Below are 13010 nucleotides of genomic sequence, written 5' to 3'. Positions count from 1 at the left end.
ACTCCTAGCTGGCTGCCGGTGCGGCGGTGCGCGCCCCGGTGGTGAATCGGCTGGCCGGCCGCGAGAGGCCGAGATGATGGCGCAGGGTGGCGCCGGTGTATTCGTCGCGGAACAGGCCGCGCCGCTGCAACTCCGGGACCACCTGGTCGACGAAGGCCGTCAGCGAGGACGGCAGTGCCGGCGGGATGAGGTTGAAACCGTCGGCGGCGCCGGTGGTGAACCACTCGTCGATGTCGTCGGCCACCTGCTCCGGGGTACCTGCGATGAGGCGGTGCCCGCGCCCTGAACTGAGCCGCAGCAGCAGTTCCCGCACCGTGAGGTTCTCGGTCTGCACCAGGCGTTTGATCAGGGCGTAGCGGCTCTTGATGAAATGGGTGTTCGCGTCTTCGTTCTCGGGGAAACGCAGCTGCCGGTCCAGGTCGTCCTTGGTGACCGCGAAACCGACGATGCTGCTGAGCTGTTCGAGTCCGTAATCGGGCACGGTCAGGTCCTCGAGTTGGCGTTTCAGCGCGTGCGCCTCGGCTTCGGTACCGCCGATCACCGCCGACAACCCCGGCAGGATGTGCACCTCATCGGGGTTGCGGCCGTGCTTGCGGATCCGGGTCTTCACGTCGGAGTAGAACTCGCGCCCCTCGGCGATGGTGGGCTGGGCGGTGAAGATGGCCTCGGCGTAGCGGGTGGCGAATTCCCTGCCGGGCTCCGAGGATCCGGCCTGGAACAGCACCGGGTGGCCCTGCGGTGACCGCGGTACCTCCAGCGGCCCGGTCACCGAGAAGTGCTCGCCGACGTGATCGATCCGGTGGATCTTGTCGGGGTCGACAAACCGCGGTGCGTCCTTGTCACCGACGATGGCGTCGTCTTCCCAGCTGTCCCACAACCGCAGCGCCACCTGGAGGAACTCATCGGCCCGGCGGTACCGATGGTCGGGATCGGGGTGGTTCGGATACCCGAAGTTGGCCGCGGCGTCCGCATTGGCGGTGGTCACGATGTTCCATCCGGCGCGGCCCTTGCTGACGTGGTCGAGGGTCGCGAACCGCCGGGCCAGGCTGTAGGGGTCGTTGTAGGTGGTCGACGCGGTGGCGACGAGGCCGATCTGGCTGGTGGCGCCCGAGAGCGCGGTCACCAAGGTGAACGGATCCAGCGCATCGAACGGGCGGAACTCGGTCTTGCCCTTCAGCACCGGGTGGTCGGCGAAGAAGATCGCATCCAGCTTGCCGCGTTCGGCGATGCGGGCGAGATCGATGTAGTGGTCGATGTCGGTGATGCCAGAGATCCGGGTCTCGGGCAGTCGCCACGCCGCTTCGTGCTGGCCGATATTGCGTAGGAAAGCGTTCAGGTGCAGTTGTCGTGGCTGCGCTGCCATGGTGAAGCGTCCTCGAATCAGTTTCGGGTTCGGTGTTCACAGTCGAGTTCCATTCGACGTGCCCGGGCCCGATGCGAGAACAGTTACGATCAGCGAAATTTTTCTACGGCGCACCGAGTCCGCGCAGCAGCACCGCCAGGCCGAATTCGAAGGCGTCGCCGGGTCGATCTGCCTTCGCAGACCCGGTGGCCAGCGCTTCGGCCAGTTCCGGTCCGGCCTCGGGACCGTCGCCCCAGGGAGCGGCGGGTGCGGCCACGTCGAGGGCGGAGCCGAGCACAAAGCTGTCGATCAGCGTGATGATGCGCAGGGTGTCCTCGGCGTTGAAGCCGGCCCCGCTGAGGGTGACGGCCAGTGCGTTGTACATCGCGACGGCTTGATGGCTGCCGACCGGATATGCGGTCATCAGCGGGATCAGCCGGGGATAGCGGGCGTAGCTGCGGTAGTAGGACCGCACGATGTCGCCGACCACGTCGATCCACGGTCCGGCCAGGTCGGGCAGCCGGACCTCGCTCATGGCTTTCTCGCGGAGCAGTTCGATGATCTGCTCGCGCCCGGAGACGTGGTTGTACAGCGAGGACGGGCTGACCTTCAGTGTGCGGGCCAATTCGGGAATGGTGAAACCACCCTGCCTGCTGACCAGATCCATTGCGGCCGTGGCGATCAGGTCAGTGGAAAGGATCGCCACCTTCGGTCGTCCCATACGGCTTGCTCCTGTAGCACTTGCGGAAAAGTGGGTTGGGTCACACAATAAACGAATTGTATTCGTTTTAGGAGTAGACATGCGCACCCTGATTGCCGGAGCGGCCGCACCACTGTCACGTTCCCACGCCTCCGAGCGGCCGCCGCTGCGGGTGGGACTGGTTCAGCACCGCTGGCGTGCGGACGCCGCCGAACTGGCGCGGGTTCTGCGCGACGGCATCGACCGGGCCGCGGGCGAGGGCGCCACCGCGGTGTTCCTGCCGGAGATCACCCTGCTGCGCTACCCGGCCGACACCCCCGCCGGCCCGAACCCCGGCGACGGCGCCGAGGACCTCACCGGCGGACCGACCTTCGCACTGGCCGCCGAGGCCGCGCGCGCCAACGAGGTCTTCGTGCATGCCTCGCTGTACGAGAAGGCGCCGGCCGCAGATGGTTTGGGCTACAACACCGCCATCCTGGTCTCGCCGTCCGGCGACCTGGTCGGGCGGACCCGCAAGATGCACATCCCCATCTCGGCCGGCTACTACGAGGACACCTACTTCCGGGCCGGGCCCCCGGACGATGGGTACCCCGTCTACGCACCCGAGGGCCTCGATGCCCGCATCGGAATGCCCACCTGCTGGGACGAATGGTTCCCCGAGGTCGCCCGTAACTACTCGCTGGGCGGCGCGGAGGTCGTGGTGTATCCGACCGCCATCGGATCCGAGCCGGTGTTCCCCGACCTGGACACCCAGCCGTTGTGGCAGCAGGTCATCGTCGCCAACGGCATCAACAGCGGCCTGTTCATGGTGGTGCCCAACCGCACCGGCAACGAGGGCGCGCTGTCGTTCTACGGTTCGTCGTTCATCTCCGATCCGTACGGACGGGTGCTGGTGCAGGCGCCGCGTGACGAGGAAGCGGTGCTGATCGCCGACCTGGATCTGGATCAGCGCCGGGATTGGCTGGAGCTCTTCCCGTTCCTGCTGACCCGGCGCCCGGACAGTTATGGCGGGCTGACCGCTGCGGTGGACACCGGACGTCCGTACGGCGAGGGTCACGACGCCACGGCGGTCGTCAAGTGAGCTACTTGATGCCCGCCGAACTCGCACCGCAGGACCGGGTGTGGATGGCCTACCCGTCCGCGGGGTACTCGCTGGGCGACACCGAAGCAGAACACCATGAGGCGCGCACCACCTGGGCGGCGGTGGCGCACGCGATCGCGGAATTCGAACCGGTCACCCTGCTGGTGGATCCCGGTGAGATCGACGCCGCCAAACGCTATGTCTCCCAGGACATCGAAATAATCGAAGCGCCGCTCAACGACGCCTGGATGCGCGACATCGGCCCGACGTTCGTGCACGCCGAGGATGGCTCGGTGGCCGCGGTGGACTGGGTCTTCAACGGCTGGGGCGGGCAGGACTGGGCGCGCTGGGACCGCGATGCGAAGATCGGCGCGCTGATCGCCGAGGCGGCCGGAGTGCCGCTGGTGTCCTCGCCACTTGTCAACGAGGGCGGCGGAATTCAGGTCGACGGACACGGCACCGTGCTCGTCACCGACACGGTGCAGCTGGACCCCGGCCGTAACCCGGACCTGAGCCGGTCGGACGTCGAGGCCGAACTCGCCCGCGCCATCGGCGCCACCGAGATGGTGTGGTTGCCGCGCGGACTCACCCGCGACTCGCAACGTTTCGGCACCCGCGGCCATGTCGACATCGTCGCCGCGTTCACCGCCCCGGGCCGTCTACTGCTGCACACCCAGACCGCCGGCGCCCACCCCGACACCGCGGTGTGCCGGGAATTGCGGGAAAAACTCGTCGACCGATTCGAGATCATCGAGATGCCCGCACCGGATACCCTCACCGATGATGAGGGGTATGTCGACTACAGCTATATCAACCACCTCGTGGTCAACGGCGGCGTGATCGCCTGCAGCTTCGGTGATCCGCGCGATGCGGACGCCGCGGCCATTCTCGCCGAGCAGTACCCGGGCCGCACGGTGATGTCCGTCGATGCCCGCCCGCTGTTCGCCCGCGGCGGCGGTGTCCACTGCATCACCCAGCAGCAGCCGTCCCCCCGGCGGGCGGCGCTGTGAGCATCCTGTTCTCCGGCGGCACCATCTGGACCGGCACCGACACCACGGACGCATTGCTCGTCAGCGACGGCCTCGTGGTCGCGGTCGGTGCGCAGGCGCACGCGTCCGGCGCCGATGAGCGGGTCGACCTGGCGGGCGGTTTTCTGATGCCCTCCTTCGGCGACGGGCACGCGCATCCGCTGTACGGGGGACTGGAGTCGGTGGGCCCGCAGGTGCGGCCCTGCACGTCGGTCGACGAGATCGTCGCCGCGGTCAAAACCTATGCCGATGCCCACCCCGACCAGGAGTGGATCGTCGGCGCCTCCTACGACGGCAGCCTGGTCGAGGGCGGGCTCTTCGACGCGCGCTGGCTCGACGCCGCCGTCCCGGACCGGCCGGTGGTCCTGCGGGCCTGGGATTACCACACGTTCTGGGTGAACTCCGCGGCGCTGCGGTTGGCCGGCATCACCGCAGACACCCCGGATCCGGTCCTCGGTGAGATCCCGCGTCGCGCCGACGGTTCGGTGCTCGGCACCCTGCGGGAATGGGGTGCGACCGATCTGGTCGCCGCGGTGATGCCCGCACGCGACGAGTCCGTGCGCATCGCCGCGCTCGGTACCGCGGCCGATTACTACCTGGCTCGCGGCGTCACCTGGGTGCAGGACGCCTGGGTCGAGCCCGACGACGTGAACACCTACATCGCCGCGGCCCGAGCCGGTGCGCTGCGGATGCGGTTCAATCTGGCGCTCTACGCCGATCCGCGGCATTTCGACACGCAGGTCACGCATTTCGCCGACGCCCGTGACCGGGTCCGGGGCGTCGGCTCACCGCTGCTGTCGGCCGACACGGTGAAATTCTTCGCCGACGGGGTCGTGGAGAACGAGACGGGTGCGCTGCTTGCGCCGTACTGTTCCGGACTGCACAGCCACGGTATGCAACTGTGGGAGGGCGATTCGCTGGCCCGCGCCGCGCAGCGGGTCGATGACCTCGGGCTGCAGATCCACATCCACGCCATCGGGGATGCCGCGGTGCGCCAAGCCCTCGATGCCATCGAACACGTGGTGCGCACCAACGGTCCGCGTGACCGCCGGCCCGTCATCGCGCACGCGCAGCTGGTCGACGATGCCGATCTGGGCCGGTTCGCCGAACTGGGCGTCATCCCGAACATGCAGCCACTGTGGGCCCAGCTGGATGCGTTGATGACGGTACTCACCGTACCGAGACTGGGCGCCGAACGATCCGAGCGGCAATACCGCATCCGATCCCTGGAAAAATCCGGCGCCGCACTAGCTTTCGGGTCCGACTGGCCGGTGTCCTCTGGTGCGCCGCTGGACGGTATCGCGGTCGCGGTGTCGCGCCAGACCGAGGACGGCACCCCCGCCGGTGGCTGGACACCGCACGAGATCCTGCCCATCGAGACCGCGCTGTCCGCGTACACGGCCGGTGTCGCCCATCAGGCATTCGCCGAAACAGCTTGGGGGAAGCTGATCCCCGGTTCCAGTGCCGACCTGGTCTGGCTGGACGCCGACCCCACCACGACCGCGGCTCCTGAGCTGCCGGCCGTCACTGTCCGGGCCACCTACCTGCAAGGGCGACCGGTTTACCCGAGGGAAGGCTGAATCCCATGTCCGTTACCGACACCGACACCGAGGGCTCGCTGAAACGGGTACTCGGGTTGCCCTCGCTGGTGCTCTTCGGCCTGGTTTACATGGTGCCGCTCACCGTGTTCACCACCTACGGCATCGTCACCGAGACCAGCGGTGGCCGGCTGCCGCTGGCGTATGTGGTGACGTTGGTCGCGATGGTGTTCACCGCGCGGTCCTACGCCAGAATGGCGACGGCGTACCCGGTGGCGGGATCGGCATACACCTACACGCAGAAGACATTCGGCGCGCCGGTCGGCTTCCTGGCCGGGTGGGCGCTGCTGCTGGACTACCTGTTCCTGCCGATGATCAACTACCTGGTCATCGGGATCTACCTGGAAGCGGCCATTCCGGCGCTGCCGGCCTGGGTGATCGTCCTGGTCACCATCGCAATCGTCACGGTGCTCAACATCGTCGGCATCGTCTCGGTGGCACGCGCGAACTTCCTCATCATCGCGATCCAGGCGGTGTTCATCGTGGTCTTCGCGGTGCTGGTGTGCGCCTCGTTGGCGGGCAACGGCACCGTCGACCTGGCGGCGCCGTTCACCGGTGACGGCACAGCCGACGGTCTGGGCCCGGTCTTCGCCGGCGCGGCCATCCTGTGCCTGTCCTTCCTCGGCTTCGATGCGGTGTCCACCTTGTCCGAGGAGGCCAAGGACGCCAAACGCACCGTCCCGCGCGCCATCATGATCGCCACCGTGTCGGCGGGCCTGATCTTCATCGTGCTGTCCTACCTGGGCCAGGCGGTGTTCCCGTCCAACGAATTCGCCGATGTCGACTCCGGTTCGCTCGACGTGATGGCCGCTGCCGGTGGCGACTTCCTGGTGACCTTCTTCACCGCGGCCTATGTGGCCGGAGCGCTGGGTTCGGCCATCACATCGCAGGCCTCGGTGGCCCGCATTCTCTTCGCGATGGGGCGCGACGGCATCCTCCCGCGCGCGGTGTTCGGGTACGTCTCCCGCAGGTTCGCCACCCCCGTGTACGCGATCCTGGTGGTGTCGGTGGTGTCATTGCTGGCCATCGTGATCGACCTCGCGACCCTGGCGTCACTGATCAGCTTCGGTGCGCTGGTGGCGTTCTCGGTGGTGAACCTGTCGGTGATCAAGCACTACTTCGTGGATCTGAAAGAGCGTTCCGGCGGCCAGGTCATCGGCAGCCTGATCCTGCCTCTCATCGGTTTCGCTCTCACCGTGTGGCTGTGGACCAGCCTGTCGGTGATGACCCTGGTCACCGGATTGATCTGGCTGGCAGTCGGTTTCGCCTGGCTGCTGGGCGTGACGCGGCTGTTCCGCCGGCCCACCCCGACGTTGGATCTCAAGGAGTAGGCCGGCGGGCGAGACTCAGACCAGCGTGATGGTGACCTCGATGTTGCCGCGGGTCGCCTTCGAGTACGGGCAGGTCTGATGCGCGGCGTCGACGATGGCCTGTGCCACGTCGCGCTCCACGCCGGGCACGCTCACGTTCAGCCGGGCCGCCAGCCCGAACGCGCCGTCGTTGTTCAGCAGATCGACCTGCGCGTCGACAGCGGTCTCCGCCGGAAGCTTCACCTTGTGCGAGGCGGCGGCTATGCCCATGGCGCCGATGAAGCAGGCGGACCATCCGGCGGCGAAGAGCTGCTCGGGGTTGGTGCCGCTGCCGGTGGCTCCGGGCGGGGTCAGCTGGATGTCCAGGTTGCCGTCCGAGCTGTAGGACTCACCCTGACGACCACCGGTGGTGTGGGTCTCGGCGGTGTACAGAACGGTCATGGCTGGCTCCTCAGGTTTCGGGTCGGCCCGGTCGTTCCGGGCTGACTGCTGAGTAGAACTCCGCGAATTTTTCTTTCATTCCCGATTTAATCGGACACGCTACAATTGGCTCATGAAGCCTACGTCGCCCCAACTGTCGGATTTCATGTGCTTCGCTGTGTACTCGGCCAACCTCGCCTACGGCAAGGCCTACAAACCGATCCTGGACAAGCTCGGCGTCACTTACACCCAGTACCTGGCGATCGTCGCGCTGTGGGAAGAGGACCACCAGACGGTCAGCGGCCTGGGCGAGAAGCTCTTCCTGGAATCGAACACGCTCACCCCGATCCTCAAGCGGCTCGAAGCCGTCGGGTACGTGACCCGGCAGCGGTCCGCCCAGGACGAGCGCCAGGTGGTGATCAGCCTGACCGACGCCGGCCGGGCGCTGCGTGAGCAGGGCCTGGAGATGGACCTCGTGGCGGCCACCGGCCTGTCGCCGGAGGAGTTCCGCGTTCTGCAGAAGGGGATCGCGAACCTGCGGGACAACCTGCGTGCACATGTCCAGGAAAGTGCTCACACGGACTGAGGCTCGGGCATACTTCTCGGCGTGACCGACACGCAGGTATTGATCGCGGGCGCAGGCCCGATCGGGCTGACCGCGGCCATCGAACTCGCCCGCCGGGGTGTGGCAGTCCGGATCGTCGATCCGCTGCTCGAGCCGCCGCAGTACGCCAAAGCGGTTGGCGTGCAACCGCGGACGCTCGAAGTCTTCGAGCGGATGGGTATCCTGCGGCAGATCCTCGACGCGGCCGTGCCCTTCCGCGGACAGATCGTCTACGTCAACGGTGAACCCGCCGGGCAGGTCGACTTCGCCCTGCCCGAAGATGTCCCGTTCGGGTTCATCGGTCTGCCGCAGTACAGCACCGAGCGGGTGCTGCGCGAGGAGTTGGCCACCCGTGGCGTCCCCATCGAACGCGGCGTCCGGCTGGCGGGATTCGAGCAGGATATCGACGGTGTCACCGCCACCCTCGAGGGTGAGATCGGTCAGCAGACCGTGCGGGCCCAGTATCTGCTCGGTGCCGACGGTGCCCATTCCGTGGTCCGCAAGACTCTTGGCCTGACCTTCGAGGGCGCTGCGTTCGAAGAGCAGTACATGCTCGGTGATGTCGAGGTCGACTGGTCGCAGCCCGCGGGCTACGCCATCCGCGCGATGCACCAGACCGACGGCAAGATCGATGACCTGCTGGTGTGCATCCCGCTGCCCGGCCGTGGCCGCTACCGGATGTCGATGCTGGTGCCCTCGGATCTGTCCACCGAGGCGACCGGCGGTGTGCAGCACGGCTTCGAGAGCGGCAATCCGCCGCAGCTGCACCACATTCAAGCGGTTCTCGACAGGCTGTCCCCGGAGCCGACGACGGCCCGCAACATGCGCTGGTCCTCGGTCTTCCGGATCAGCCACCGGATCGTCAACGCCTACGGCAGGGGCCGGGCGTTCGTCGCGGGCGACGCCGCGCACATCCACCCGCCCACCGGCGCTCAGGGCATGAACACCGGTATCCAGGACGCCTACAACCTGGCCTGGAAGCTGGCCCTCGCGGTGACCGGTGATGCGGCCGAGGGGCTGCTCGACAGCTATGACGCCGAGCGTCGGCCGGTTGGGGAGGAGGTGGTCGGTCGCACCGTGCGTAGCGCCCGCGAGGGGATCGGCGCCGATTCCGACGATCCGTCCTTCGTGATCCGTCGCGAGGCCCAGTTGCTGATCAGTTATGCCGACAGTCCCATCGTGGCCGACGGCGCCGGCGGCCGCGCGCCCGATGCCCGCGGATTGACCCGCGCGGCCGAGACCGATCCGGTGCGGCTATACACACTGCTGGCTGGCACCCGGCACACCCTGGTGTTGTATGCCGATGCCACAGCGAGTTTCGACCTGCTGGAGGTGGCCGCGGCCGCCGCGCAGGATGCCTCCAACGGTCTGATCGATGTCTACGTGGTTGCTCATGCCGACGCCGCCGTTGACGCCACGGTGCTGCCGCTGCTGCGAGATGCCGACGGAGATTTCGCGAAGGCCTACGGTGTCGACGGGACGACGGCGATCGTGGTCCGTCCGGACGGACACCTCGGCTACGTCGGGCCGGCCGCGGCCGACTCACTGACCGGATACCTCCAGCGGACGTTCCGCTAGGGCACCAACTGCACCTTAAGGTGATCTCCCGCTCGTGACATGGCGGCGTCGTAACCCGCGGTCGCGTCGTCCAACGGCATTGTGGTGGTGATGATTCCGTCCACGTTCAGCCTGCCGGACTGCAGCAGGGGAACCAGTTCCGGCCAGGTCTGCTGCACCGGTGCGGTGGTCAACCGGATGGTCAGGCTGCGGATCAGGCAGGCCAGCGCCGGCAGCGGGTAGGGCTGCAGGTCGTGCACCCCGACGATGGACACCGTGCCGCCGGTGCGCACGGTGTCCAGTGCGTCATTGATGGAGGTGTCGGTGCCGACCGCGTCGATGACGGAATCCACCCCGAGGCCGCCGGTGGCCTCCCGGATGGTCTGCGCCGCCGGCGGTGACACGGGTACCGCACCCGCGGCCTGCGCGCGGTCACGTCGTGTCTGCACCGGGTCGACGGCGTACACCGTTGCCGCACCGAGAGTCAGGGCGCTGCGCAACGCGCACATGCCGACCGCGCCGAGGCCGATCACCGCGACCGATCCGCCGAGCGGGATATCGGCGCGTTTGGCCGCCGCCCAGCCGGTGGCCAGATTGTCGGTGAGGAGCAGGGCCTGTTCGGTGCTGATCCCGTCCGGCATCCTCAGCAGTTGGAAGTCTGCACCCGGAACCGCCAGCAGTTCGGACTGCGCGCCGCCCAGCGCCCCCGAACCGAAGATCTGCGGACCGTGCACACAGCGGATCGGATCATGGGTGGCGCATCCCGCGCAACGCCCGCAGCCGGCCACCGAGGACACCAGCACCCGGTCGCCGATAGTGAAACCGGTTACCTCGGGACCGGTTTCGACCACAGTGCCGATCGCCTCATGCCCGAGCGCGACCGGCTCGAAGATCGGGTAGTGCCCTTCCAAGAAGTGCAGGTCGGATCCGCAGATGGCGGCCGCTTCCACCTTGACGATGGCGCCGTCCGCGCCGGGCAGTTCCGGGTCGGGCCGGGTCTCCACACTGACCGCTCCACTGGCGTCGACCATCACTGAACGCATGCTCATTCCTCCCGGAAATCCGACCAGACGGGTTCATACACGGCGGCGTGATAGGTGCTCAGCCGCCAGGGGCTGACGGTATGGATCTCGCCGTCGGCGTTCTTGAAATACGAGTGCTTGATGGATGGGTGCGCCCACACGGTCTTGCGGATCTCCTCCTGGGAACGCCGGTGCCACTCGGCGGTCGGCTCCGGCAGCGGCTCCAGCGTCCGCAGCCTCGCGGTGATGAGGCGCTGCAGGCATTGGTTGATGTAGCGCATCTGCAGTTCGGAGTTCAGGATCAGGCTGCCGCCGTGCGCGAGGTGCGCGCCCGGGCCGTAGGTCATGAAGAAGTTCGGGAAGCCCGGCACCGCGATGCTGCGATATGCGTAGGGCCGGTTACCCCATGTCTCGTGCAGATCGGCGCCGTCGCGTCCGGTGACGGTGATCGGGAACAGCACCTCGGTGGCGCGGAAACCGGTGGCGTACACGATGATGTCGACATCGTGCGCGGCGCCGTCGGTGGTGACGACGCCGGTCGGGGTGATGTGGTCGATGGGGGTACGGATCAGTTCGACGTTGTCGCGTTTGAGGGTGCTCAGCCAACTGCCGTTGTCCTGCAGGGTGCGCTTGCCGGTGGCGGGGTAGTCGGGCAGCACCTTGGCCAGTAGATCGGGGTCGTCGCCGACCTGGGTGGTGATCCAGTCGGTGAACATGATCCGGGCGATCGCGTTGATCTCACTGACCGCGTTTTCTTGGTCGGCGTATTCCGGGTCGACGATGGCGGCGTCCAGGCCTTTGTCGGCGCCGGGCCACAGCAGCAGGAAGCGGTACCAGCGGCCGTAATAGGGCAGATGCTCCATGGCCCAGCGCACGCCATCGGCGACGGGCTCGTGGTACATCGGGTTGGGGAACATCCATTGCGCGGTGCGCTGGAACACCGTGAGGTGTTCGACCTTGTCGGCGATCGCCGGCGCGATCTGGAACCCGCTGGCGCCCGCGCCGATCAGCGCGACGCGCTTGCCGGTGACATCGACGCTGTGATCCCAGGCGGCGGAGTGAAACGCCGGTCCGGCAAAGGTTTCCGCGCCGGGGAAGTCCGGGAGGCTGGGCCGGTTGAGCTGGCCGACGGCGGTGATGACGGCGTTGGCGGTGAAGGTTCCGTTGCCGGTGTCGATCGTCCAGCGGTCGCCGTCCCAGCTGGCCGAGTGCACTTCGGTGTCGAACCGGATGTGCGGGCCCAGGTCGTGGCGGGCCACCACGTCGGCGAAGTACTGGCGCAGCTCGGGCTGCTCGGCGAAGAAGTGATCCCAGTGGTTGCTGGGTTCGAAGCTGTAGCAGTAGAAGTGGTTGGCCACGTCGACGCGCGCGCCGGGATAGCTGTTCTCCCACCAGGTCCCGCCGGGTCCGGCGTTCTTCTCCAGGATGGTGAAGCCGATGCCGGCCTGCTTGAGCCGCACGCCGGCCAGCACTCCGGATTCCCCGGCGCCGATCACGACGACGTGGAAGTCCCCGGTGTCGTCGAGCTTGGCGGGCCGGCGCGGATCGACGCCGTCGAGGTCGAGTTCCTCGAGCACCAGCGGCAGGTTCTCCTCGCCGACCGCTTCGCAGGCCGCCCAGTCCAACATCTCCCGCACCAGTTCGGGGGACAGTGGGTCGGGGATATGGCAGCCCCGGTCGCGGTACGCGCCGATGATCGGCAGCGCCTCGGCGCGGGCGCGGGCCTTGTCCTCCTCGGACATGAAGCCCTGCACCTCGTTGAGGAACAGCCCGGCCTGCTTGAACTCGCGGATGAAGCGCGGGTCACCGGTGAGGTGCACCAGCGACAACAGCAATGTGGGGATGCTGACCTGCTCCAGCGCCGCGGTGATATCGGCGTCGGAGGTGTCAAACGGCTGTCCGGCGTGGAAGCTGCGCGTCACGGGGAGTTACGCTACGGCGCGTTGCGTTATGGGGCAAGGGTGGCTGGCCGCGGCTGTCGATTGCCATTCTGCGTGGCGAATGGCCAGCCGAAATGGCGAAGATGGCGGAGCCGCAAATTGCATGACCGACCTATTAGTCAGTCTGGGGATGCTCGCGCCGATGGACCGCCCTCAAACACCCGCCATAGAGCGGCAGCATCCATAACAGCAGCGCCGGCATCGCGGCGTTGTGCCCAAGCTGTCACCCCAGTGGGCCAAGCTGAATGTAGCGCTAACCGTCTATGAACCGTCCTGGTCTGGACGGAGACCTTGATCTCCACCAGATCCAGGATGGTTCAAGAAACCACAGCGCAGGCACACACCCCACGTACACGGCCAAGATCGCCATGCTCGTTAGAGAAGATGGAGTGAGAACATTCTTACGAA

11 protein-coding genes are annotated in these 13010 nt (G+C 67.3%); 6 read left to right on the top strand and 5 right to left on the bottom strand.

Features of this window, described 5'->3' with window-relative positions; translation table 11 throughout:
• Positions 1-4: 4 nt before the first annotated feature.
• Positions 5-1363: an LLM class flavin-dependent oxidoreductase gene (locus ASE48_RS25150; protein ID WP_057169863.1), complete on the bottom strand. Its 1359-nt coding sequence runs from the start codon at positions 1361-1363 to the stop codon at positions 5-7.
• A gap of 103 nt (positions 1364-1466) precedes the next feature.
• A complete protein-coding gene (locus ASE48_RS25145; protein WP_057169862.1) occupies positions 1467-2063 on the bottom strand; it encodes a TetR/AcrR family transcriptional regulator C-terminal domain-containing protein in 597 nt (198 codons plus the stop codon).
• 79 nt (positions 2064-2142) lie between these two features.
• Here ASE48_RS25145 and ASE48_RS25140 point away from each other — a divergent pair, with 79 nt between their 5' ends.
• From ASE48_RS25140 to ASE48_RS25125, 4 genes are read left to right on the top strand one after another with little or no spacing between them, the layout of a single operon-like run.
• Positions 2143-3123 carry a nitrilase-related carbon-nitrogen hydrolase gene (locus ASE48_RS25140; RefSeq protein WP_057169861.1) on the top strand — a complete coding sequence of 327 codons (981 nt, stop codon included), beginning with the start codon at positions 2143-2145 and terminating at the stop codon, positions 3121-3123.
• The gene (locus ASE48_RS25135; protein WP_057169860.1) at positions 3120-4133 is read left to right on the top strand and encodes an agmatine deiminase family protein; all 1014 of its coding nucleotides are present in this window, start codon (positions 3120-3122) and stop codon (positions 4131-4133) included. The genes ASE48_RS25140 and ASE48_RS25135 overlap by 4 nt, the downstream gene beginning before the upstream one ends.
• Positions 4130-5731 (top strand): amidohydrolase, encoded by a 1602-nt coding sequence (locus tag ASE48_RS25130; RefSeq protein WP_057169859.1) that lies wholly within the window; start codon positions 4130-4132, stop codon positions 5729-5731. The genes ASE48_RS25135 and ASE48_RS25130 overlap by 4 nt, the downstream gene beginning before the upstream one ends.
• A gap of 5 nt (positions 5732-5736) precedes the next feature.
• Positions 5737-7080, top strand: a complete 1344-nt coding sequence (locus ASE48_RS25125) for an APC family permease (protein ID WP_057169858.1) — start codon at positions 5737-5739, stop codon at positions 7078-7080.
• Between the two features lie 15 nt (positions 7081-7095).
• On the opposite strand, the gene ASE48_RS25120 is transcribed toward ASE48_RS25125, so the two are convergent.
• The gene (locus ASE48_RS25120; RefSeq protein WP_057169857.1) at positions 7096-7500 is read right to left on the bottom strand and encodes an organic hydroperoxide resistance protein; all 405 of its coding nucleotides are present in this window, start codon (positions 7498-7500) and stop codon (positions 7096-7098) included.
• Positions 7501-7612: 112 nt separating this feature from the next.
• Between ASE48_RS25120 and ASE48_RS25115 the strand changes: the two genes are divergently transcribed.
• Both ASE48_RS25115 and ASE48_RS25110 read left to right on the top strand, forming a co-directional pair.
• Entirely contained in the window at positions 7613-8065 is a 453-nt protein-coding gene (locus tag ASE48_RS25115) for a MarR family winged helix-turn-helix transcriptional regulator (protein WP_057169856.1), read from the top strand.
• Between the two features lie 21 nt (positions 8066-8086).
• On the top strand, positions 8087-9661 hold the full coding sequence (locus ASE48_RS25110; protein WP_057169855.1) for an FAD-dependent monooxygenase: 1575 nt from the start codon (positions 8087-8089) through the stop codon (positions 9659-9661).
• Here ASE48_RS25110 and ASE48_RS25105 read toward each other — a convergent pair.
• Together ASE48_RS25105 and ASE48_RS25100 are read right to left on the bottom strand one after the other, a co-directional pair.
• Positions 9658-10683, bottom strand: a complete 1026-nt coding sequence (locus tag ASE48_RS25105) for an alcohol dehydrogenase catalytic domain-containing protein (RefSeq protein ID WP_057169854.1) — start codon at positions 10681-10683, stop codon at positions 9658-9660. The genes ASE48_RS25110 and ASE48_RS25105 overlap by 4 nt on opposite strands.
• A 2-nt stretch (positions 10684-10685) precedes the next feature.
• A complete protein-coding gene (locus ASE48_RS25100) occupies positions 10686-12584 on the bottom strand; it encodes a flavin-containing monooxygenase (protein ID WP_057169853.1) in 1899 nt (632 codons plus the stop codon).
• Positions 12585-13010 lie beyond the last annotated feature (426 nt).

Source organism: Mycobacterium sp. Root265 (assembly GCF_001428895.1).
Taxonomy (GTDB): domain Bacteria; phylum Actinomycetota; class Actinomycetes; order Mycobacteriales; family Mycobacteriaceae; genus Mycobacterium.
This window is presented reverse-complemented; position numbering and strand designations above follow the sequence as displayed.

What these genes read in the sequence shown, in the direction of transcription:
- ASE48_RS25140 (WP_057169861.1), top strand. Translation starts at nt 2,143, where the DNA reads ATGCGCACCCTGATTGCCGGAGCGGCCGCACCACTGTCACGTTCCCAC.
- ASE48_RS25115 (WP_057169856.1), top strand. Translation starts at nt 7,613, where the DNA reads ATGAAGCCTACGTCGCCCCAACTGTCGGATTTCATGTGCTTCGCTGTG.
- ASE48_RS25150 (WP_057169863.1), bottom strand. Translation starts at nt 1,363, where the DNA reads ATGGCAGCGCAGCCACGACAACTGCACCTGAACGCTTTCCTACGCAAT.
- ASE48_RS25125 (WP_057169858.1), top strand. Translation starts at nt 5,737, where the DNA reads ATGTCCGTTACCGACACCGACACCGAGGGCTCGCTGAAACGGGTACTC.
- ASE48_RS25120 (WP_057169857.1), bottom strand. Translation starts at nt 7,500, where the DNA reads ATGACCGTTCTGTACACCGCCGAGACCCACACCACCGGTGGTCGTCAG.
- ASE48_RS25145 (WP_057169862.1), bottom strand. Translation starts at nt 2,063, where the DNA reads ATGGGACGACCGAAGGTGGCGATCCTTTCCACTGACCTGATCGCCACG.
- ASE48_RS25105 (WP_057169854.1), bottom strand. Translation starts at nt 10,683, where the DNA reads ATGCGTTCAGTGATGGTCGACGCCAGTGGAGCGGTCAGTGTGGAGACC.